We start from the raw sequence: 21330 nt of genomic DNA, 5'->3' as shown, positions 1-21330 counted from the left end.
CCTGATCGGCGATCAGCAGGCTGCGGCCGTGCTCTTCGCGGCTTCGGTGTACTCGTCGATCTGGTCGAAGTTGAGGTACTTGTAGATCGCGGCGCCGTCCTTGTTCACCACGCCCATGGCTTCGTGGTATTCGGCCACGGTGGGGATGTGGCCGAGCTTGGAGGCGATGGCGGCGAGTTCGGCCGAGGCCAGGAACACGTTGCTGTTCTTGCCCAGGCGGTTCGGGAAGTTGCGGGTCGAGGTGGAGACCACGGTCGCGCCTTCGCGCACCTGCGCCTGGTTGCCCATGCACAGCGAGCAGCCCGGCATTTCGGTGCGGGCGCCAGCGGTGCCGAAGGCTGCGTAGTGGCCTTCCTTGATCAGCTCGCTTTCGTCCATCTTGGTCGGCGGTGCCACCCACAGCTTGACGGGGATGTCGCGCTGGCCGCCCAGCAGCTTGGCCGCGGCACGGAAGTGGCCGATGTTGGTCATGCACGAGCCGATGAAGGCCTCGTCGATCTTGGTGCCGGCAACTTCGGACAGGAACTTCGCGTCATCCGGGTCATTCGGGCAGCAGAGGATGGGTTCCTTGATGTCGGCCAGGTCGATTTCGATGACGTGCGCGTATTCGGCGTCCTTGTCGGCTTCCAGCAGATCGGGCTTGGCCAGCCAGGCTTCGACCTTCTCGATGCGGCGCTGCAGCGTGCGGGCGTCGGCATAGCCGTCGGCGATCATGTTCTTCATCAGCACGACGTTGCTGGTGAGGTATTCCTTGATCGGCTCGGGATTCAGCTTGATGGTGCAGCCGGCAGCGCTGCGCTCGGCCGATGCGTCGCTCAGCTCGAAGGCCTGTTCGACCTTCAGGTCCGGCAGCCCTTCGATTTCCAGGATGCGGCCCGAGAAGGCGTTGACCTTGCCGGCCTTGGCGACCGTCAGCAGCCCAGCCTTGATCGCGTACAGCGGGATCGCGTGCACCAGGTCGCGCAGGGTCACGCCGGGTTGCATCTGGCCCTTGAAGCGCACCAGCACCGACTCGGGCATGTCCAGCGGCATCACGCCGGTGGCAGCACCGAAGGCGACCAGGCCGGAGCCGGCGGGGAAGGAGATGCCGATCGGGAAGCGGGTGTGCGAGTCGCCACCGGTGCCCACGGTGTCAGGCAGCAGCAGGCGGTTCAGCCAGCTGTGGATCACACCGTCGCCCGGGCGCAGCGCCACGCCGCCGCGGCTGCTCATGAAGGCCGGCAGTTCGCGGTGGGTCTTCACGTCGACCGATTTCGGATAGGCGGCGGTGTGGCAGAAGGACTGCATCACCAGGTCGGCCGAGAAGCCCAGGCAGGCCAGGTCCTTCAGCTCGTCGCGGGTCATCGGGCCGGTGGTGTCCTGCGAGCCGACCGTCGTCATCTTCGGTTCGCAGTAGGTGCCCGGGCGCACGCCCTGGCCTTCCGGCAGGCCGACGGCACGGCCTACCATCTTCTGCGCCAGCGTGAAGCCGGCCTTGGACTCGGCTGGCGCCTTGGGCAGGCGGAACAGCGTGGAAGCCGGCAGGCCGAGGAACTCGCGCGCCTTGGCGGTCAGCGTGCGGCCGATGTTGAGGTTGATGCTGCCGCCAGCGCGCACCGAGTCGAGGATGACGTCCGTCTTCAGCTGGAAGGATGCGATCTCCGTGCCGTTCTTGGTGATCCTGCCCTCGTACGGGTAGACATCGAGCACATCGCCCATCTCCATGGCCGACACATCGACCTCGATCGGCAGCGAGCCCGAGCTCTCTTGCGTGTTGAAGAAGATCGGGGCGATCTTGCCGCCCAGCGTGACGCCGCCAAAGCGCTTGTTCGGCGCAAACGGGATGTCCTGGCCGGTGGCCCAGATCACCGAGTTGGTGGCCGACTTGCGCGAGGAGCCGGTGCCGACCACGTCGCCGACGTAGGCGACGATGTGGCCCTTCTTCTTCAGTTCCTCGATGAACTGCATCGGGCCGCGCTTGCCGTCTTCCTCCGGCACGAAGGCGGCGCCTTCGCGGGTGTTCTTCAGCATGGCCAGGTAGTGCAGCGGAATGTCCGGGCGGCTCCAGGCGTCGGGCGCGGGCGAGAGGTCGTCGGTGTTGGTCTCGCCAGGCACCTTGAAGACGGTGATGGTGATCTTCTGCTCGACTTCCGGGCGGCTGGTGAACCACTCGGCATCCGCCCAGCTCTGCATGACTTCCTTGGCCTTGGCATTGCCGGCCTTGGCCTTCTCCGCCACGTCATTGAAGAAATCGAACATCAGCAAGGTCTTCTTCAGGCCTTCTGCCGCCACGCTGGCGACTTCAGCGTCGTCCAGCAGTTCGATCAGCGGATGCACGTTGTAGCCGCCGACCATGGTGCCCAGCAACTCGGTGGCCAGGGCCTTGGGGACCAGGGGCACGCTGATGTCGCCATGCGCCACGGCGGCCAGGAACGAAGCCTTGACCTTGGCCGCGTCGTCCACGCCCGGGGGCACGCGGTGCGTCAGCAGATGCAGCAGGTAGGCGTCTTCGCCAGCCGGCGGGTTCTTGATCAGCTCGATCAGGTCGGCGACCTGCTTGGCGTCAAGCGGCAGCGGCGGAATGCCGAGCGTGGCGCGTTCGGCGGCATGTTGGCGATAGGCTTGCAGCATGGGGCTCTCCAGGAAAGAACGGTGGGTATCAGGGGGGCGCCCGCGAGGCGGGGCGCCGGTGTGAATGGCAGGCAGGGTCAGGGCACGATGACCTTCAGGCCCTTGAAATAGTCGCGGTAGAAGGTGGCGTCGCGGGTGATCAGGCCGTCGCACTGCAACATCGCGTGGGCGCCGACCAGGAAATCGGGGGCGGCACGGCCACCCGGGTGGCCGCTGCGCTGGCGGTAGCGGCGCTGCATCTCGCCAGCGCGCACGGCGGCCTTGGTTTCGGTGGCGCTGTAGCCCACGCCCATGTCTTCCAGCACTTCCAGCGCCTCGGAACCGTTTTTCAACGCGGTGCAGATTTCCGTCAGCACCACGTCGCAGACGACCACCGGGCCGATGCTGAGCGACTGGCGCAGGCAGGCCTCGGCCGCATCTGCTGCCGGGCCGTCGGCCAGCAGGTCGATCACGACGGAGGAGTCGATGGCGATCACGGTTTGGGGGCGCTCAGACGTCCAGCGGCTCGCCGGGGGCGCGGCCACGGATGGCGCGCAGGGCTTCATCGGTGTCGGCAAAGCCGTCCAGCTTGAAGCGGCCGCGGGCACGGGAGATGGCGTCGGACACGTCCTTGCGCAGGATGATGCGCGCGCCGTCCAGTTCGACCTTCAGCGTGGTGCCCTTGGTCAGGCCCAGGGCATCACGCACGGCCTTGGGCAGGGTGATCTGCCCACGCTCGGCAACAGTGGCTTCCATGCGTCGGTACTCCCAAAGCTTCCAAACCGGTATGCATGAATTATACGTACTTAATCGTGCATGCGCATGGCCGCGGGACGCCGGCCGCACAGGTTTGCCTGCAAAAATCCCGGCCACAAATGAACACAGGCCCCGAAGGGCCTGTGGCAAGCAAAGAACAGCCCCCTGAGGGCGGGGCAATCTCAGCGCTGAACCGGGGCTTGGCTGGGCGCGGCAGCCTCGATGGTCACCGGTGCTGCGGCGGCCGGAAGCGCCGGGGTGGGCGCAGCAGGCGTGGTGGACGGGGCGGTAGTGGCCGGCGCCACGGCTGCGGGTTCGACCGCGGCAAGCACCGGAGCGGGAGCAGGCGCTGCTGCAGCAGCTGCGGCTTGTGCGGCTGCAGCAGCCTGGGCTGCGGCGGCGACTTGCTCCGGGCTCATCAGCAGCGCCTGTTGGGGCTGGCCTGCCGCATTGTTCTTGGCTTCGAGCTGCTTGGGGTGCACGCATTCGTCAACGATGCGCCGTCCGGCCTTCACGTCCATCAGCATGGACTTGTAGGCGATCTGCAGCAGCAAGGCCTCACCCTTGACGTCTTCCAGGCGCAGTGCACCGGTGGTCGACAGGGTGGGTTTCATCGTGTAGGTGGTCTTGCCGAAAGTGACGTCAATGTAGCCGTCGTACTTCGGATTCATCGCCACCTGCATGCGCTGCGAGAACTCGCAGTCGTACTGACCAAAATGGGTCATGGCGGCGGCGGCGTTCTGCTCGCCTTCGGAGACCGGCAGCGGCACCTCGACAGGCGGGGGCGGCGGCTCGACGACCTTCTTGGCTTTTGTGCCCTTGCCGGCGGCCTTGGCTGTGGTGGTGGAAGATTTGGCAGAGGCAACAGCGGCGGGCTGGGCTGCTACGGCGGCTGCGCTGAGCAGCAGCGCCACGGACACAAAAGCGCGAATCATCAAGGCAGGGCTCCTTCGGAAAGAGGGCAGGCGTATTGTGCCTGCGCAAGCCGTGCCAAACCCTGTTACCAGCTGTGAGGCTGTTGGTATTTGCCCAGGACTTGGCGCGATTTAACGACAACGCGGAGCAGGTTCTGTTCCATCGACTGAACTGACGGAATTTGTCAGCGCTGTTCCGGCGAGTCCTGGGCAGTTCAGTGCGCGCCGAAAAACGCGAGCTGCACTTCGGCCGGCAGCTGCGCGCCGCCGGCAAACGAGGTGCGATGGGCCCGCTGCAGTACCTGCCAGAAATAGCGGTAGCTGGCCCGGTCGTGCAACTGGTCCCGGCCGGCGTGGCGATGGCGGATCGGCGCCCAGTCGGCCGCCTGCGCGGCCTGCAGGATCTCGACGGCCTGGTCGACCTCGGCAGCGCTGGGTGCAAAAGCGTCGACGATGGGGCGGATCTGGTCCGGGTGGATGCTCCACATGCGGGTGTAGCCCAGTTGCCGGCAGGCGCGTTCGGCGGCGCCCTGCAGCGCGGCGCTGTCCTTGAACTCGGTGACCACGCAGTGCGAAGGCACCTTGCCTGCCGCGTGGCAGGCCGCCGCGATCTCCAGCTTGGCGCGCAGCACCAGCGGGTGCTGGAACTGGCCCTGCGAGCCCATCGCCGATTGCGGAATCGCGCCGCGGTGCGCCGAGACGAAGTCCATCAGGCCGAAGGACAGCGATTCGATGCGCGGGTGCGCGGCCAGCGCGAACACGTCGCGCAGCGCACCGTGCGTCTCGACCAGCGCGTGCAGCGGGATCGGCTTTGCCAGGCCGGCCTGCGCCGACAGTGCATCGATGATGGCCACCGCCTGTTCCAGGTCCGCCAGGTGGCGCGGTTTCGGGATCATCAGGTAGGCCAGCTTTGCGCCGGCCTTGGGCAGCAAGGCTTCGAGCATGGTCGTGAAAGCCGGGTGCTCGACCGGCACGACGCGTGCGCCGACGCGGCCGAAGCGGTTTTCCGGCGAGGTGACCAGCTCGGCGATCAGGTGCGCATGCTCGACTTCACCGCCCACCGGTGCGCCGTCCTCGCCGTCCAGCGTGATGTCGAACACCGGGCCCATCTCGGCCTGCAGCGCCAGGCTCTTTCGCATGCGCGCCTCGACGCCGCAGTAGTGGTCGCACACCGGCAGCGCCGGCACGGCGTCGCCTTCTTCGAACAGGACATCGGCGGGGTGGCGCAGTGCAGTCATGGCGGGCAGGAGCAGGGGGGAGAAATGAAAAAGCCGGCGCCGCTTGCGCGGGCACCGGCTCATTGGCGCGGGCCGTTCAGGCCCGGCTCCTTACAGCAGGTGCTTGACGCCGTCCTGCTCGCCTTGCAGCTCGGCCAGGGTCTTGTTGATGCACTCCTGCGAGAAGGCATCGATCTCCAGGCCTTCGACGATCTTGTATTCGCCGTTTTCGCAGGTGACCGGGAAACCGAACATGATTTCCTTCGGGATGCCGTATTCGCCGTTCGACGGGATGCCCATCGTGACCCACTTGCCATTGGTGCCCAGGGCCCAGTCGCGCATGTGGTCGATGGCGGCGTTGGCTGCCGAAGCGGCCGACGACAGGCCGCGCGCTTCGATGATGGCGGCGCCGCGCTTGCCGACGGTCGGCAGGAACACGTCCTTGTTCCAGGCCTGGTCGTTGATCATGTCCTTGACCGAAGCGCCATCAATGGTGGCGTAGCGGTAGTCGGCGTACATGGTCGGCGAGTGGTTGCCCCACACGGCCAGCTTCTCGATGGCCGACACCGGCTTGCCGGTCTTGGCGGCAATTTGCGAGGCGGCGCGGTTGTGGTCCAGGCGCAGCATGGCGGTGAAGTTCTTGGCCGGCAAGTCCAGGGCCGACTTCATCGCGATGTAGGCATTGGTGTTGGCCGGGTTGCCCACCACCAGCACCTTCACGTTGCGCGAGGCGACGGCGTTCAGCGCCTTGCCCTGGGCGGTGAAGATCGCGCCGTTGATCGACAGCAGTTCGGCACGCTCCATGCCCGGGCCGCGCGGACGCGAACCGACCAGCAGCGCGTAGTCCGCATCCTTGAATGCGGTCATCGGGTCTGCATGGGCTTGCATGCCGGCCAGCAGCGGGAAGGCGCAGTCGTCGAGTTCCATCATCACGCCCTTGAGTGCCTTCTGGGCCTTCTCGTCGGGGATCTCCAGCAGTTGGAGGATCACGGGCTGGTCCTTGCCCAGCATCTCGCCGGAGGCGATGCGGAACAGCAGCGCGTAGCCAATCTGGCCTGCGGCGCCGGTCACGGCCACGCGGACGGGGGTCTTGCTCATGGTGGAGTTCTCCGAGAAAAAGAGAGAGCGATGAAGGAAGAAAACGGCGACGGCAGCGTGTGCAGATCGGGCAACAACAGAGGTGGGCTGCGAGGGGATCGGGCTGTGCGTCGGGTTCAGGCCTGGCAGGGCACCCGGTGGGGTGCAAAGCGGGCGCCAAGGCGGCGCCGGAGCTCAGGCGGAGAAGTGTAGCGCGGCAGTCTAGGCGTGCGGGCGGGCCGAGTCAATCCTCTTATGTCTTATATAAGACATGAGTCCGGGCATTTGGCGTTGGCATTGGACGCTTGACCACGGCCTGTGCTGCAATGCCGCCCCATGCCTGCGATGCCTGTTGATCCGCCCGAAGCCGCCCCCCCGGCCGAACGGGGCTCGGAGCGTCCGGCGGCCGCGCAGGAAGGCCCGGCGTTCAGCCCGCTGTACCAGCAGATCAAGGCCTTGCTGGTGAAGAGCCTGCAAGGCGGCGAGTGGCGGCCCGGCGAGGCCATCCCCAGCGAGATGGAACTGGCAGTGCGCTACCGCGTCAGCCAGGGCACCGTGCGCAAGGCGATCGACGAGCTGGCGACCGACAACCTGCTGGTGCGCCGGCAGGGAAGAGGTACCTTTGTTGCCACCCACGCCGAAGAAAACATCCAGTACCGCTTCCTGCGGCTGGCGCCCGATGAGGGGCCGCCCACCGGCATGGCCAGGCATTTCCTCGACTGCCGCCGCATGCGCGCGCCGGCCGACGTGGCCCGTGCGCTGGCGCTGAAGGCCGGCGACCCCGCGGTGCAGGTGCGCCGCACGCTGTCGCGCCAGGGCCGGCCCGTGGTGCTCGACGAGATCTGGCTGCCGGCCGCGCCGTTCAAGGGACTGACTGCCGAGCGCCTGTCCCAGTACGCTGGCCCGATGTACGGCCTGTTCGAGACCGAATTCGGCGTGCGCATGATCCGCGCCGAAGAGAAGATCCGCGCCGTGGCGGCCGACGCGGCGACCGCCGTGCTGCTGCAGGTGCCCGAAGGCGCTCCGCTGCTGAGCGTCGAGCGGCTGGCGCATACCTATGGCGATGCACCGGTCGAGCTGCGCCGCGGCCTCTACAACACCGAAAGCCACTACTACCGCAACGAACTGAACTAGTCGAGGCGCCCGATTGCTTAGGTGCGCGGCCGGGAACGCTTTGCGCATCACCTCCGCGCAAATCTGTTGCATTGCAATAAAATCATCGGGTTTCACCTTGGGTACAAACCAGGGTGATGCCTAGCCACCTCAGGGTGTCGCCTAGCCACCTCCCTGCTTCCAAGAACGCTTCCCTGAGTTCAGAAGAGCTTTTGCAGAGCCATTCCAAGAGCGCCCACAACGAGGACATACAAGCCATGGCAGATACGCTCAAACCACGTCCAGAGTTTCGCAACATCCATGTGACAGACCTTGCCGGCTACCGGCTTCCGCCGGCCGGCTGGGTTTCCATCCTGCATCGCATCAGCGGCCTGCTGATGTTCCTGTTGCTGCCCTTCATCATCTGGTTGTTCGACACCAGCGTCACCTCCGAAGTCTCGTTCGAGAGCTTCCGCAACGCCTTCGTGGCCGGCATCGGCTTCGTGCCGGGCTGGTTCATCAAGCTGGTCAGCCTGGGCCTGATCTGGGGCTTCCTGCACCACTTCATCGCCGGCGTGCGCCACCTGTGGATGGACATGACGCACAGCGTCAGCAAAGAGCAGGGCAAGAGCTCCGCGCTGGTCACGCTGGTGCTGGGCACGCTGCTGACCTTGCTGCTGGGCGCCAAGCTCTTCGGCCTGTACTGAGCGAGGAATTCAACAAATGGCAATCAACTACGGCAGCAAGCGCCTCGTCGTCGGCGCGCACTACGGTTTCCGCGACTGGCTGGCCCAGCGCGTCACCGCCATCCTGATGGCGTTGTTCACGGTCGTCGTGCTGGTGCAGGTGCTCCTGCCCGGCGAGCTCGGCTACGACAAGTGGGCCGGCATCTTCTCGCACCAATGGATGAAGGTCCTGACCTTCGTCGTCATCGTCTCGCTGGCATACCACGCATGGGTCGGCGTGCGCGACATCTGGATGGACTACATCAAGCCGGTCGGCCTCCGCCTGGCGCTGCAGGTGTTTTCCATCGTCTGGCTGGTCGGCTGTGCCGGCTGGGCTGTTCAAGTGCTCTGGAGGCTGTAAATGGCTGTGGCCAACCAAATTACCAAGCGCAAGTTCGACGTCGTCATCGTCGGCGCTGGCGGCTCTGGCATGCGTGCCTCGCTGCAACTCTCGCTGGCCGGCCTGAACGTGGCCGTGCTGTCCAAGGTCTTCCCGACCCGCTCGCACACGGTGGCGGCGCAGGGCGGCATCGGTGCCTCGCTGGGCAACATGTCGGAAGACAACTGGCACTACCACTTCTACGACACCATCAAGGGCTCCGACTGGCTGGGCGACCAGGACGCCATCGAGTTCATGTGCCGCGAAGCGCCCAAGGTCGTCTACGAGCTTGAGCATTTCGGCATGCCGTTCGACCGCAATGCCGACGGCACGATCTACCAGCGCCCGTTCGGCGGCCACACCGCCAACTACGGCGAAAAGCCGGTGCAGCGCGCCTGCGCCGCAGCCGACCGCACCGGCCACGCGCTGCTGCACACGCTGTACCAGCAGAACGTCAAGGCCCGCACCAACTTCTTCGTCGAATGGATGGCGCTGGACCTGATCCGCGACCAGGACGGCGACGTCTGCGGCGTGACCGCGCTGGAGATGGAAACCGGCGACCTGCACATCCTGGAAGCCAAGACCGTGCTGATGGCCACCGGCGGCGCCGGCCGCATCTTCGCGGCCTCGACCAACGCCTTCATCAACACCGGTGACGGGCTGGGCATGGCGGCACGCGCCGGCATTCCGCTGGAAGACATGGAGTTCTGGCAGTTCCACCCGACCGGCGTGGCCGGTGCCGGCGTGCTGCTGACCGAAGGCTGCCGCGGCGAAGGCGCGATCCTGCGCAACGCCAATGGCGAACGCTTCATGGAACGCTACGCCCCGACGCTGAAGGACCTGGCACCCCGCGACTTCGTCTCGCGCTCGATGGACCAGGAGATCAAGGAAGGTCGTGGCTGTGGTCCGAACAAGGACTACGTGGTGCTGGACATGACCCACCTGGGCGCCGACACGATTGCCAAGCGCCTGCCCTCGGTGCTGGAGATCGGCCACAACTTCGCCAACGTCGACATCACCAAGGAACCGATTCCGGTGGTGCCGACCATCCACTACCAGATGGGTGGCATTCCGACGAATGTGCACGGCCAGGTCGTGATTCCGAAGAACGGCATCCCGAACGAGGTCGTCAATGGCCTGTACGCGGTGGGCGAATGCTCCTGCGTCTCGGTGCACGGCGCCAACCGCCTGGGCACCAACTCGCTGCTGGACCTGGTGGTCTTCGGCCGCGCGGCTGGCAACCACATCGTGGCCTCGGCGCTGAAGCAGAAGAACCACAAGCCGCTGCCAGCCGATGCGGCCGACAAGACGCTCGCCCGCCTGGCCCGCCTGGACAGCGCCAAGGACGGCGAATACGCCCAGGACGTGGCCAACGACATCCGCAGCACCATGCAGCGCCATGCCGGCGTGTTCCGCACGCAAAAGAGCATGGACGAAGGCGTGGTCAAGATCCGGGAAGTCGCCGAGCGGGTCAAGAACATCGGCCTGAAGGACAGCTCCAAGGTCTTCAACACCGCGCGCATCGAGGCGCTGGAAGTCGACAACCTGATCGAAGCTGCCCAGGCAACCATGATCTCGGCTGCGGCCCGCCCGGAAAGCCGTGGCGCGCATGCGCATGATGACTTCCCGAACCGCGACGACGAGAACTGGATGAAGCACACGCTTTGGTATTCCGAAGGCAACCGCCTGGACTACAAGCCGGTGAACCTGCAGCCGCTGACGGTCGAATCCGTGCCGCCCAAGGTCCGTACCTTCTAAAGAATCGAGAGCCTCCCATGAAGCGCGTTTTTCAGATCTACCGCTACGACCCGGACAAGGATGCCAAGCCGTACATGCAGACCATCGAGATCGAGCTCGACGGCCATGAACGCATGCTGCTGGATGCCCTGATCAAGCTGAAGGCCGTCGACCCGACGATCTCGTTCCGCCGCTCATGCCGCGAAGGCGTCTGCGGTTCGGACGCGATGAACATCAACGGCAAGAACGGCCTGGCCTGCCTGACCAACATGCTGACGCTGCCTGGCGTGATCACGCTGCGTCCGCTGCCCGGCCTGCCGGTCATCCGCGACCTGATCGTCGACATGACCCAGTTCTTCAAGCAATACAACTCGATCAAGCCTTACCTCGTCAACGACGAGCGGCCGCCCGAGAAGGAACGCCTGCAGAGCCCGGAAGAGCGCGAAGAGCTGGACGGCCTGTACGAGTGCATCCTGTGCGCGAGCTGTTCGACCAGCTGCCCGAGCTTCTGGTGGAACCCGGACAAGTTCGTCGGCCCGGCCGGCCTGCTGCAGGCCTACCGCTTCATTGCCGACAGCCGCGACCAGGACACCGCGGGCCGCCTCGACAACCTCGAGGACCCGTACCGCCTGTTCCGCTGCCACACCATCATGAACTGCGTCGATGTCTGCCCCAAGGGTTTGAACCCCACCAAGGCCATCGGCAAGATCAAGGAATTGATGGTTCGGCGCGCGGTCTGAGGAATTACCCTCAGACCGACCCGAGCAAGCCAAGCCATGGACACTGCTGACACCACCGACCTGCTGGACGCTGGCGACATCAACCGCCTGAAATGGCGTTGCCGGCGCGGCTTGCTCGAAAACGACTTGTTCGTCGAGCGCTTCTTCCAACGCCACGAGACTGCGATGACGCCGTTCATGTTGCGTGGGCTGCAAACGCTGATGGACCTGTCAGACAACGACCTGCTGGACCTGCTGCTGAAGCGGCGAGAGCCCGAGGGCGAACTGAACTGCCCTGAAGTTCGGGATGTGCTGGCCCGCATGCGGCTGCCTGCTTGATGGATTCGTGCGAAAGGAACTTGAGATGACCCCCTCCGACGTGAAAGCCACGCTGTCGTTCTCCGATGGCAGCCCCAACATGGAACTGCCGATCTACAAGGGCACCATCGGGCCCGATGTGATCGACATCCGCAAGCTCTACGGCCAGACCGGCAAGTTCACCTACGACCCGGGTTTCCTGTCGACCGCTTCGTGCAACTCGACCATCACCTACATCGATGGCGACAAGGGCGAACTGCTGTATCGCGGCTACCCGATCGAGCAGCTGGCGGTCAATTGCGACTACCTGGAAACCTGCTACCTGCTGCTGTACGGAGAGCTGCCGAACGCCTCGCAGAAGCAAGAGTTCGAGCACCGCGTGACCAATCACACGATGGTCAACGAGCAGATGCAGTTCTTCCTGCGCGGCTTCCGCCGCGATGCGCACCCGATGGCGGTCATGACCGGCCTGGTCGGCGCGCTGTCGGCCTTCTATCACGACAGCACCGACATCAATAACCCCGAGCACCGGGACATCGCCGCGATCCGCCTGATCGCCAAGATGCCGACGTTGGTGGCGATGGCCTACAAGTACACCATCGGCCAGCCCTACATCTACCCGAAGAACGACCTCTCGTACGCCGGCAACTTCATGCGCATGATGTTCGCCACGCCGTGCGAGGAGTACAAGCCCAACGATGTGCTGGTGCGCGCGATGGACCGCATCTTCACGCTGCATGCCGACCACGAGCAGAACGCTTCAACCTCGACAGTGCGTCTGTGCGGTTCGTCTGGCACCAACCCCTTCGCCGCCATCGCTGCGGGCGTGGCCTGCCTGTGGGGCCCGGCGCACGGCGGTGCCAACGAGGCGGCGCTGAACATGCTTGGCGACATCCAGAAGAACGGCGGCGTCGAGAAGATCGGCGAGTTCATCAAGCAGGTCAAGGACAAGAACAGCGGCGTCAAGCTGATGGGCTTTGGCCACCGCGTCTACAAGAACTACGACCCGCGCGCCAAGCTGATGCGAGAGACCTGCCACGAAGTGCTGGATGCGCTGGGCCTGCACGACGACCCGCTGTTCAAGCTGGCCATGTCGCTTGAGAAAATCGCGCTGGAAGACGAATACTTCGTCGCCCGCAAGCTCTACCCGAACGTGGACTTCTACTCCGGCATCGTGCAGCGCGCCATTGGCATTCCGGTGCCGCTGTTCACCGCGATCTTCGCGCTGGCCCGCACGGTCGGCTGGATTGCCCAGCTGAACGAAATGATCGGCGACCCCGAGTACAAGATCGGCCGCCCGCGCCAGCTGTTCGTCGGCTCGGCCGCGCGCACCGTCAAGCCGCTCGGCGAGCGTTGAACTGAAGCTGTATTGAACCTGGGCGCACCCGTCGCGCCTTGATACAAACAAAGGCCCTTCGGGGCCTTTGTCGTTGATGGCGGCGTTGTAGCGTTCGGTTTCCCCTGAACCCTCGCGCCCATGATGAAGAACCTGCTCGCCTCGCTCCGTTCCTTTGGCCATGCCATGGCCCGCGCCGCGGTCTGCGCGCCGCTGCTGCTGGCCTTGGCCACGCCCGCGCCGGTCCAGGCGGCCAAGCCAGCCAAGCCTCAGGTGGACGCGCCCGGTGCCAAGGATCATCCGCTGATCACGCGCTTCACCGGTTCATGGCTGTTCGGCGCCAAGACGGCGGAATGGGAGCAGACGCAGTTCCCGGTCGGCATGGGTGTGGCCCATGACCGCTGGAGCCAGACCGTGCCGGTGGAAGGCCGCCTGACGCGCCTGTTCTACCTGGCGCCGCGGGGCAAGACACCGCTGGAGGTGCATCGCAACTACCAGCAGGCACTGTTGGCGGCAGGCTTCAAGCCCAGGTTCAGCTGCGAGCAGGCCTGCCAGGACCTGTACTTTGCGATGGACAAGACCATCGACTTCGACGGTGGCGTGCAGTGGGCCGAAGGCGATGTGGCCGGGCAGGACGATTCGACCTACAGCATCGAGCACGGCGCGCTGAGCTTCGACGGCCGCTTCCTCTACGGCACCCTGTCCAAGGGCGGCCAGGAGGTGCACGTGATGGTCTACACCTCCACCGCGGTCAACAAGACGACCAACACCGCGGCCACCTTCATCCAGATCGTCGAGCCCAAGGCGATGGCCACTGGCCAGGTGCAGGTCAATGCCGCAGCGCTGCAGCAAGGTCTGGCGGCAGACGGCAAGATCGCGCTCTATGGCCTGTTCTTCGACACCGGCAAGTCCGAAGTCAAGCCAGAGTCGCAGCCGCAACTGGCCGAGATGGCCAAGCTGCTGCAGGCCCAGCCGGCACTGAAGGTCTACATCGTCGGCCACACCGACAACCAGGGCGCACTGGACGCCAACCTCGCGCTCTCGCAGGCCCGCGCGCAAGCGGTGGTGCAGGCATTGGTCACGCAGCACAAGGTGGACGCCAAGCGCCTGGCCGCCAAGGGCGTGGCCAACCTGGCACCGGTGGCCAGCAACACGGCCGAAGACGGGCGCGCCCGGAACCGCCGCGTCGAACTTGTCGTGCAGTAGGTGGTAGCGAATCGGCGATGGGCAAGGGCGCGGGCCGATCGGGCGCCCCGCTGAACTCGCTGCATGGCGGCCCGCAACGGGCGGGTTGCGCGTTGCTTCGTGGATTACTTGGTTTCGGAGTGCACAAGGATCGGCGACCATTGGCAGGCGTTTTGCGTGAGGCCCAGTTGCCGGCGCGTGAGCGCCTGCACCGCTTTTCAGCTCCGGAGCCCCCGACCCTTTCATGCCTCTTGCCGACACCCTGCGATTTGCGCGCTGCGAGCTGAGCGTGCCTCGACGCGAACTTTGGCTTGACGGACAAACCCAGGCCGTCGCGCCAAAGGTTTTCGACTTGCTGCTGCACCTGATCGAACATTGCGGCCGGGTGGTGGGCAAGGATGAGTTGCTGAACCACTTGTGGCATGGCCGCGTGGTGTCCGAGGGCGTGCTGGCACGCAGTGTGATGCAGGCGCGCAAGGCCATTGGGGACGAAGGGGGCGAAGAGGCCCTCATCAAGACGATCCACAAAGTGGGTTATCGCTTTGTTGGGAGCCTGCTGCCTGCTGCCGCGGCGCCTCTGCCGAGCGCCACGCAGCAGCGCCGGGTTGCGGTTCTTCCGATTGAAAATCGCACGGGCGAAACCCGGTTCGACTGGATCAGCCTGGGGCTGGCGGCGCTGGTCTGCAATGCGCTGAGCGGCCGGGTTGCGCTCGCGGTGGTGGACCTGAACCTGATGTTGTTCGAGCTTGGCCAATTGCCTGCCGACATGGGTTCACGCGAAAAGGCGGACGCACTTCGGCAGCGCCTGGGCGCGGATTGCGTGCTGCAATCCGTGCTGCGATGGCAGGGTAATGCCTTGTGGCTGGCGTATCAGTGCACGGGGGAGGTCGAGGCCGGTCCGGCAGGCACCTTGCGAGGCGATGAGCCCAGTGAGATGGCGCTTCGCATGGCCGCGGAAGTGGCGCAGGGTCTGTGCCCTCAGGGCGCGGTGCCGTTGGTGCCCGAGTCGCAAGATCCTTTCGTCAACCAAGTCATCGGGCGCGGCACGCAATTGGCCGCCCAGTATCAATTCCGTGCGGCTGCCAAGTTCTTCGAGGTGGTGCTGGAACTGGAGCCGCGGAATTCAGCGGCGCAACTGGAATACCTGCGCAGCCTCACCAATGGTGAAGATCCCCGGGCGCTGGAGGTCGGCACGGCCCTGTTGAGCCAGGCCCGCGAGGTCGGCGACGAGCGCTTGCAGGCCACCGTGCATCTGGCGCTCGGGCACGCACTGTTGATGGGCGAGACCCGGGGCGCGATCCCGAATGCCGTCGATCATCTGGCGCAGTCGATCAGGTCAGCGAGTGCCGTCGGCGCCCCCGACATTCTGGTCCGGGCGCGGTTGGGGCAGGCCATGGCGCTGCGCCTGCAAGGTGACGTCCCCAAGGCCGAAGCGGCGCTGAATGCGCTCCACCATGAACTGAGCACGGTCGGCGGCAGTCGTTTGCACCTGAGCCTGGTGAAGGACAATCTGGCCGTCGTCGAGGCGGAGCAGGGGCACCTGCTCAAGGCGCGCAATCTGCTGGACGAGGTCTTGCTTCTGAACCGCGCCCACGGACTTCGCAGCGCTGCCTCGCTGACGCTGATGAACCTGGCCCGGATCAACGCGGGCCTGGGCTGTCTTGCGCTGGCGCGCAGCCAGGCAGCGGAGTCCGAACAAGGCTTCGACAGCCTGCAGCAGCCGCATGCGGCGGCCAGCATTGCGGAAGCGGCGGCAGAGGTCTATGGCGAACTGGGGCTGGTGCGCGATCTTGATCGTGTCCTGGAGCGCCTGGCGCCCTTGTGTGAGCGCGCCGGACTGCCGCCCAAGTCACAGTGGCTGATGGCGCGGGCCAGGCGCGAAATGTGTGCAGGCTGCGCAGAGGCTGCCGGCGCGCTTTTCAAGCGCACCGTGGCCATGGCGCAGCGCAGCCAGGCGCATTTGCGGCTGCGGTATCGGCAGCTGTGGTGGCTGGAAATGTCACTGCGATTCGGCGACGTCGTGGCGGCCGAAGCACGGCTTGCCCAGCTTGCCGAGCTGCCGGCCGTGCTCATCAACGGGGAGTTGCAATCCGCCATGGCGCGCGCCCGGGCCGCGCTGGCTTTCAGGCTTGGCCATGCCGAGCAGGCGCTGAAACATCTGGAAGACGCGGTGAGCCTCGCGCCTGCAGGTCGCTGGCGCGCCATGGCCTTGATGGATGCCGCCTGGATGGACTTGACAGCAGGCCGAACGGGCCAGGCGCAGATGCGATTGAGAGCGCTTTCTCCCTGGCTGGATGAGCACCCACTGGGAAGGGCCCTGAATGGGCAATCCTCGAATGGGCGCTTTGTTTTGCCTCACACATCGACCCTAGCAGACATCGAGTGGTTGTTGCCTTCGCTGCGCTGACTCACTGCGGCTTGTTGCGCTTGCTGACAACCGCCGAACTGGCGTTGCTGTCTGGCCGGGTGACCTTGAACACCAATTCATCGTTGGGGTTGCCGCTCAGATAAGCATGCCCATCGGGGTAGGGATTGGAGTTGGACGAGTTGATCCAGAACCGGGGTTGCATCGCGAACACCTGGAAGGTGTAGGTCTCACCCGGCGTCACGTCGACAGGCGGAGAGAAGTGATAGGCCACCATCGCCGAAGCACCTGGCGCGTCACCCAGCTTGCCGGCGACGTTGACCACCACTTGCCGCAGTGCTTTCGAGGCGTCATTGATGGTGTCGCCCCTGTACAGCACCATCGTCACATGCTTCTCGTCCTTGGAGTTCCCGAGGGATGAGAAGCTGGAGTTGGAAAGACTGACCGAGATGGAATCGATCTGGGTGCTGTTGGCGACGAAGGTTTGCGCCGCCGGCATGTAGTACGGCAGGCTGTAGTTGCCGCCGTTGGCCACGGCCTGCTTGATCATCACTTCACTGGCATTGCTGCCCTGCGCGGCGCCGAAAGCGCCCAGTGCGATCAGCCAGGATAGGCACCTGGCCGCCGCGCGGAAGGCAGCGGACAACGAGAACTTTGCGTTTGACAACATGATGGAGATACTTTCTGTGTCGGTTGGGCAGGGCATCAGCGCGTCTGGAGGCCGGGGTCTTGGTGGCGGGCATTGCCGCGCACCGTGTTCACCGTGCCGACGGACTGCGGGTCCACCGAAATGCTGGTGGTCGCCAGGGTGTTGCCCTTGCCATCACGGAACTGAACTGCGCCCATGTAGCGCTGCGCGTCCGGCACGCTCCAGGCCAGCTTGATCTTTCCGTTCTGCCCGGCCTTCACCTGGGTGGGAGCGGTGGTGCTCAGCGGCAGGCCGGCCGACCCGCTGCCAGGAAGGTCCCAGGACCAGACCGTGTAGCTCGATGCATCGCCCACCAGGCTGAGGGCCAGCACACAGGCCTGGTAGCTGCCTTGGGCAGGCTGCGCCACGTCAATGGCCTGATTGGCACCTGGCTGACCACTCCAGTAGCCGTTGCCGTCAGGCCCCGTCACGCTGAGTGCGAGGTTGTCCTGGCCTGGGTGGCTGGTGTCGCTGTCAAACATCTGCAGGTGAAGGGCCAGGCTGCCGGCGGCCACCGGGATGTTGACGCAACTGGAAAAGTCCTGAGCAGTCACCGTGCCTGCGAGGGCCTGGCCCGCGATCAAACCCGTGCTGCGGGTGTCGAGTGCCCCGCTGTAGCCGGCGGTGAAGGACAGCGCCGTCTTGAAGCTGGCGCTCTGAGAGCTCAGATTGGTTGCGATCTTGAACGACTGCTGCAGCGCCGAAAGCGGACTTGTGATGGGCTGGCCGCCCTGGCTCGACTTCCACGTCAGCGAACCGTACTGCCACGAAGCTTCAGGCGCATCGGTGCGCGACAGCACCACGGTGAATGGCGCGCTCTCGCCCGGAGCCAGCGTGAGCTGCGCTGGCTTGACCTTGACATCGAAGCCCACGAGCTGCGCCTTCGCGCTGTAGGTGACGGCATGTTCCGAGACGTTGGTCAGCCGGCGCTCGATCTTGGTTTGACCAGGCACCACTGCCGTCAGGGAGGGCAGATTCAGGTTCTGGCTGCTCACCGAGCCTGCATTCGCGCAGGTGTCGGCGTCCGCCAGGCCTTTGCCGCACAGGTAGGCGTCGTAGTCGCTGCGGCTGGTGTCGTACACCAGTTCGACGGCGGCGGCAGCCTTCGGCCGGATTTCGCCGCTGCCGTAGCCCATGCGGTCTGCATCGGCGCTGCCATCGGCCTGCAGCACGGCGCTGGTGGTGGTCATCAGCGCTGAGCGAATGGCGGCAGGTGACCAACCCGGGTGCAGCTGCCTGAGCAGCGCCGCCGTGCCAGCCACGTGCGGGCTGGCCATGGACGTGCCGTCATGGGTGGCGTAGTAGGTAGGCGGGGTCAGGCTGCCGTTGACGATGGCGTCGTGCTCGGCCTGCGTTGCCGAGTAGGAGTCGGCCCCCAGGATGTTCACCCCTGGGGCTGACAAGTCAGGCTTGAGGATCTCGATGTCCGCCAGATTCGGGCCGCGGCCGGAAAAGCTGGCCACGACGGGTGCGGTCACCTTGTGATTGGTGGCCATGCCGATGGAAGCCGAGGAACCACTTGCCGTGGCCTTGAGCACGGCCTTGCGCGAAGCCACCGGCAGATGCACCGTGGGTACCGCATGGACGTCGGCATACAGGCTGTCCGCGTAGTCGCCCACGTTGAGCAACACCATGCCGACGCCTCCGGCGCGCAGCACCTCCGCGCTCTTGTCCACACGCCCGTTGCTGCCCCGGTCGCAGACCACGACTTTGCCCGCCACCTTGGCAGGATCGAGCGAGTTGGCCGCGCAGAGCCGGGCGAGGATGTTGGTGTCGTCAAACGGCGCCGTGGCTGCTGCGTCCGCGCCACGGATCAGCTGGCCCTGGACAGTGGCGGTGGCCATCGAGGGTCCGCAGATGACCTTGCCGTCCTGGCCCAGCGTCAGGCGCGCCTCGAAGTTCTTGTCGGTGGTCGAGGCACCAGCGGTTGTGACCCAGGGGCTGGGGTGATTCACCGTGTTGCCGCCGCTGTTGCCTGCGGCGGTGGCCACGAACACGCCCGCAGTGGCCGCGTTCAGGAAAGCTTGTTCGACCGGGTCCTCGACCGAAGTCTGGGAGCCGCTGATCGAGAAATTGATGACGTCCACGCCGTCTTGAACGGCTTGATCGATCGCGGCCACGGAGTCGCTGTCGTAGCAGACATTCCCGTTGGCCTGTCCGGTCCAGCAAACCTTGTAGACCGCGATCCGTGCGCGCGGCGCCAAGCCGGAGATCTCACCGATCACCGCATCGCCCTGCAGCGTTTCCACCTTTGAATTGCCAGCGGCGATGGACGCCGTGTGGCTGCCGTGTCCGCTCAGGCCACGCGCCGAAACGTACTCGTCGGGCACCAATGGATCGCCGACGGCATCGAAACCTGCCTTGAAGATGCGGGCGCCGATCAGCTTCTGGTTGCAATTGCTGGCCGTGAACCCTGGCCCTGTGTCGCAGCTGCCATGCCATTTCGCCGGCGGGGCTGCGTAGACCTGGGTGCCCGCGCTGGCGGGCAGGCCGTTTGCGTCGACTCGGTCAGTGAACGAGAGGTCTTCGGGCCAGATGCCGGAGTCCACCATGCCGATGATGACGTCTTCTCCAGTCACCGGATGGCCGGCGGCGTCTCGCTGCGTCCACAAGCCCTTGGACGTGCTCAGCTGCAGAAAGCCGGGTGTGCGGTTGGTGCTGAGCGTGCGGGCACGGTCCGGGCTGACAGCACGCACGCCGGGCTGCTTGGTCAACTGCTTGGCCTCTGCGTCGGTGAGCATCAGTGCCATGCCATTCAGGGCGAACTCGTAAACCCGCAACGCACGGGCCTGACCGATGGTGGCCAGCACCTCCTGTCGCCGACTCGCCAGTTGGCTGCGGTACTGGGCCACGGCATTGCTGCGCAGGTCCAGCCGCGTCGCTGCTCGGCTGTTCGGCGCAGCCAGGCTTTGCTGCTTGGCGCTGAAACTGGCAACGGGCGCATCGGTCAACTGCACGATGTAGGCCCGCCGGAGGGGCTGAGAAGCGCCAATGACCGGCAGTGCAGCGGCGATCAACAAGGCCGCCACGGCCTGTTGAATGAGGGTGGGCTTGAGCAAGGTTCGCTCCAAGAAGGGAACAACAACAGAGGAGGACGCTCGTTGCCGCGCCGATCAAGGGAGGAACAGCTTCGAGACCGTGACAAGTCTATGAACACGCTTCTTCACGGTCCTGATGGATTCATGATCAATCTCCGATTTTGTTATTCCCGGGCCGCGGCCCGCACTGCTGGCCTCGCGCAGAATCCTTGTCGGTTCGAAGGCCGCATTTCATTCGGAGGAATGATTGGACCGTGTTCACCTGATGAGCGTGTTCGTCGCGGTGGTCGACACCCACAGCCTGGCCGGCGCCGCGCGCAAGCTCGCGCTGTCGCCGCCGGCGGTCACGCGCGCCGTCACCGAGCTGGAAACCCTGCTCGGTGTTCGCCTCCTGACCCGCACCACGCGGGTCGTGCGCGTGACCGATGCCGGCGCGCGTTATGCGGAAGACTGCCGGCGCATCCTGGCCGACCTGGCCGAGGCCGATGAATCGGTCAGCGGCATGCACGCCGCGCCGCGCGGCCGGCTCACGCTGACGGCGCCAGTGATGTTCGGCGCCCTCTACGTCACGCCCATCGTGACCGAATACCTGCAGCGCTACCCGGAGGTCAATGCCGAATGCTGGTTCCTGGACCGCATCGTCAACATCGTCGACGAAGGCATCGACCTCGCGGTGCGCATCGGCAAGCTGGCCGACTCTTCGCTGCAGGCGATCCAGGTCGGCCAGGTGCGGCGGGTGATCTGCGCCGCGCCGAGTTACCTGGCACAGCACGGCACACCCGCCACGCCCGACGAGCTGGCCCGGCATTGCATCGTCGCCTCCACCGCGGCGTCCACTTCCGAATGGCGGCTGCACGACAACGGCGAGTCGCGCCTGGTCAAGGTCCAACCGCGCATGACGACCACCACCAACGAATCGGCGTTGGCCGCGGCCGTGGGCGGTTTCGGTCTCACGCGGCTGATGTCCTACCAGGCCGCGGCGGCGGTGGCCGAAGGGCGGCTGAAGATCGTGCTGGGCGAATTCGAAGGCCCGCCGCTGCCCATCCACCTGGTGCACCGCGAAGGCCGGCATGCCTCGCAAAAGGCGCGCGCCTTCCTGGACCTGGCGATGGACAGGCTGCGAGCGCACCCCTTGCTGCAACCCGGCTGATTCTTCCAGTTGGCAGAACAGAGTCTTGGAATCCGCGCGGATTCC

18 protein-coding genes are annotated in these 21330 nt (G+C 65.5%); 10 read left to right on the top strand and 8 right to left on the bottom strand.

What is annotated here, in order from left to right; translation table 11 throughout:
* Positions 1 to 12 precede the first annotated feature (12 nt).
* The 6 genes from acnB to AC3WR5_RS02385 form a co-directional block, all read right to left on the bottom strand.
* Complete coding sequence (acnB, locus tag AC3WR5_RS02410) at positions 13 to 2610, bottom strand: bifunctional aconitate hydratase 2/2-methylisocitrate dehydratase (RefSeq protein WP_492481560.1); 2598 nt, start codon at positions 2608 to 2610, stop codon at positions 13 to 15.
* A 77-nt stretch (positions 2611 to 2687) separates the two neighbouring features.
* Positions 2688 to 3086, bottom strand: coding sequence for a type II toxin-antitoxin system VapC family toxin (locus AC3WR5_RS02405; protein WP_141286153.1), 399 nt, complete (start codon positions 3084 to 3086; stop codon positions 2688 to 2690).
* A gap of 13 nt (positions 3087 to 3099) precedes the next feature.
* On the bottom strand, positions 3100 to 3345 hold the full coding sequence (locus AC3WR5_RS02400; RefSeq protein ID WP_141286155.1) for an AbrB/MazE/SpoVT family DNA-binding domain-containing protein: 246 nt from the start codon (positions 3343 to 3345) through the stop codon (positions 3100 to 3102).
* Between the two features lie 182 nt (positions 3346 to 3527).
* Positions 3528 to 4283, bottom strand: coding sequence for a hypothetical protein (locus AC3WR5_RS02395; RefSeq protein ID WP_492481557.1), 756 nt, complete (start codon positions 4281 to 4283; stop codon positions 3528 to 3530).
* Positions 4284 to 4474: 191 nt separating this feature from the next.
* The gene (locus AC3WR5_RS02390) at positions 4475 to 5497 is read right to left on the bottom strand and encodes an HpcH/HpaI aldolase/citrate lyase family protein (RefSeq protein ID WP_492481555.1); all 1023 of its coding nucleotides are present in this window, start codon (positions 5495 to 5497) and stop codon (positions 4475 to 4477) included.
* Positions 5498 to 5587: 90 nt separating this feature from the next.
* The gene (locus AC3WR5_RS02385) at positions 5588 to 6574 is read right to left on the bottom strand and encodes a malate dehydrogenase (RefSeq protein WP_492481553.1); all 987 of its coding nucleotides are present in this window, start codon (positions 6572 to 6574) and stop codon (positions 5588 to 5590) included.
* 324 nt (positions 6575 to 6898) lie between these two features.
* Between AC3WR5_RS02385 and AC3WR5_RS02380 the strand changes: the two genes are divergently transcribed.
* The 9 genes from AC3WR5_RS02380 to AC3WR5_RS02340 all read left to right on the top strand — a co-directional run bounded on the left by AC3WR5_RS02380 (position 6899) and on the right by AC3WR5_RS02340 (position 16451).
* Positions 6899 to 7687, top strand: a complete 789-nt coding sequence (locus AC3WR5_RS02380) for a GntR family transcriptional regulator (RefSeq protein WP_231012326.1) — start codon at positions 6899 to 6901, stop codon at positions 7685 to 7687.
* A 236-nt stretch (positions 7688 to 7923) separates the two neighbouring features.
* On the top strand, positions 7924 to 8352 hold the full coding sequence (gene sdhC / locus AC3WR5_RS02375; RefSeq protein WP_492481551.1) for a succinate dehydrogenase, cytochrome b556 subunit: 429 nt from the start codon (positions 7924 to 7926) through the stop codon (positions 8350 to 8352).
* 16 nt (positions 8353 to 8368) lie between these two features.
* Positions 8369 to 8731, top strand: a complete 363-nt coding sequence (gene sdhD / locus AC3WR5_RS02370; RefSeq protein ID WP_141285939.1) for a succinate dehydrogenase, hydrophobic membrane anchor protein — start codon at positions 8369 to 8371, stop codon at positions 8729 to 8731.
* Positions 8732 to 10507 carry a succinate dehydrogenase flavoprotein subunit gene (sdhA, locus tag AC3WR5_RS02365; RefSeq protein WP_141285937.1) on the top strand — a complete coding sequence of 592 codons (1776 nt, stop codon included), beginning with the start codon at positions 8732 to 8734 and terminating at the stop codon, positions 10505 to 10507. It begins immediately after the preceding gene.
* 17 nt (positions 10508 to 10524) lie between these two features.
* Entirely contained in the window at positions 10525 to 11226 is a 702-nt protein-coding gene (locus AC3WR5_RS02360; RefSeq protein WP_141285935.1) for a succinate dehydrogenase iron-sulfur subunit, read from the top strand.
* A gap of 36 nt (positions 11227 to 11262) precedes the next feature.
* Positions 11263 to 11544 (top strand): FAD assembly factor SdhE, encoded by a 282-nt coding sequence (locus AC3WR5_RS02355; protein WP_141285933.1) that lies wholly within the window; start codon positions 11263 to 11265, stop codon positions 11542 to 11544.
* A gap of 25 nt (positions 11545 to 11569) precedes the next feature.
* Complete coding sequence (gene gltA / locus AC3WR5_RS02350; RefSeq protein WP_141285931.1) at positions 11570 to 12880, top strand: citrate synthase; 1311 nt, start codon at positions 11570 to 11572, stop codon at positions 12878 to 12880.
* 123 nt (positions 12881 to 13003) lie between these two features.
* The gene (locus tag AC3WR5_RS02345) at positions 13004 to 14065 is read left to right on the top strand and encodes an OmpA family protein (protein WP_492481547.1); all 1062 of its coding nucleotides are present in this window, start codon (positions 13004 to 13006) and stop codon (positions 14063 to 14065) included.
* Positions 14066 to 14288: 223 nt separating this feature from the next.
* Positions 14289 to 16451, top strand: coding sequence for a winged helix-turn-helix domain-containing protein (locus tag AC3WR5_RS02340; protein WP_492481545.1), 2163 nt, complete (start codon positions 14289 to 14291; stop codon positions 16449 to 16451).
* Between the two features lies 1 nt (position 16452).
* Here the strand turns inward: AC3WR5_RS02340 and AC3WR5_RS02335 are convergent, their stop codons facing one another.
* Together AC3WR5_RS02335 and AC3WR5_RS02330 are read right to left on the bottom strand one after the other, a co-directional pair.
* The gene (locus tag AC3WR5_RS02335; RefSeq protein ID WP_492481543.1) at positions 16453 to 17079 is read right to left on the bottom strand and encodes a hypothetical protein; all 627 of its coding nucleotides are present in this window, start codon (positions 17077 to 17079) and stop codon (positions 16453 to 16455) included.
* A gap of 35 nt (positions 17080 to 17114) precedes the next feature.
* Entirely contained in the window at positions 17115 to 20156 is a 3042-nt protein-coding gene (locus AC3WR5_RS02330) for a S8 family peptidase (protein ID WP_492481541.1), read from the bottom strand.
* 226 nt (positions 20157 to 20382) lie between these two features.
* Between AC3WR5_RS02330 and AC3WR5_RS02325 the strand changes: the two genes are divergently transcribed.
* Positions 20383 to 21285: a LysR family transcriptional regulator gene (locus AC3WR5_RS02325; protein WP_492481539.1), complete on the top strand. Its 903-nt coding sequence runs from the start codon at positions 20383 to 20385 to the stop codon at positions 21283 to 21285.
* The last annotated feature ends 45 nt before the right edge of the window (positions 21286 to 21330 follow it).

The organism is Ideonella sp. FW305-24, assembly GCF_058788035.1.
Note: the sequence above shows the minus strand (reverse complement) of the source record. Positions and strands in the feature narration are given on the sequence as shown.

Bases quoted from the DNA above. Each gene is read 5' to 3' on its own strand.
- acnB (WP_492481560.1), bottom strand. From the start codon at position 2,610: ATGCTGCAAGCCTATCGCCAACATGCCGCCGAACGCGCCACGCTCGGC.
- AC3WR5_RS02400 (WP_141286155.1), bottom strand. From the start codon at position 3,345: ATGGAAGCCACTGTTGCCGAGCGTGGGCAGATCACCCTGCCCAAGGCC.
- AC3WR5_RS02390 (WP_492481555.1), bottom strand. From the start codon at position 5,497: ATGACTGCACTGCGCCACCCCGCCGATGTCCTGTTCGAAGAAGGCGAC.
- AC3WR5_RS02385 (WP_492481553.1), bottom strand. From the start codon at position 6,574: ATGAGCAAGACCCCCGTCCGCGTGGCCGTGACCGGCGCCGCAGGCCAG.
- AC3WR5_RS02380 (WP_231012326.1), top strand. From the start codon at position 6,899: ATGCCTGTTGATCCGCCCGAAGCCGCCCCCCCGGCCGAACGGGGCTCG.
- sdhC (WP_492481551.1), top strand. From the start codon at position 7,924: ATGGCAGATACGCTCAAACCACGTCCAGAGTTTCGCAACATCCATGTG.
- sdhD (WP_141285939.1), top strand. From the start codon at position 8,369: ATGGCAATCAACTACGGCAGCAAGCGCCTCGTCGTCGGCGCGCACTAC.
- sdhA (WP_141285937.1), top strand. From the start codon at position 8,732: ATGGCTGTGGCCAACCAAATTACCAAGCGCAAGTTCGACGTCGTCATC.
- AC3WR5_RS02360 (WP_141285935.1), top strand. From the start codon at position 10,525: ATGAAGCGCGTTTTTCAGATCTACCGCTACGACCCGGACAAGGATGCC.
- AC3WR5_RS02355 (WP_141285933.1), top strand. From the start codon at position 11,263: ATGGACACTGCTGACACCACCGACCTGCTGGACGCTGGCGACATCAAC.
- gltA (WP_141285931.1), top strand. From the start codon at position 11,570: ATGACCCCCTCCGACGTGAAAGCCACGCTGTCGTTCTCCGATGGCAGC.
- AC3WR5_RS02345 (WP_492481547.1), top strand. From the start codon at position 13,004: ATGAAGAACCTGCTCGCCTCGCTCCGTTCCTTTGGCCATGCCATGGCC.
- AC3WR5_RS02340 (WP_492481545.1), top strand. From the start codon at position 14,289: ATGCCTCTTGCCGACACCCTGCGATTTGCGCGCTGCGAGCTGAGCGTG.
- AC3WR5_RS02335 (WP_492481543.1), bottom strand. From the start codon at position 17,079: ATGTTGTCAAACGCAAAGTTCTCGTTGTCCGCTGCCTTCCGCGCGGCG.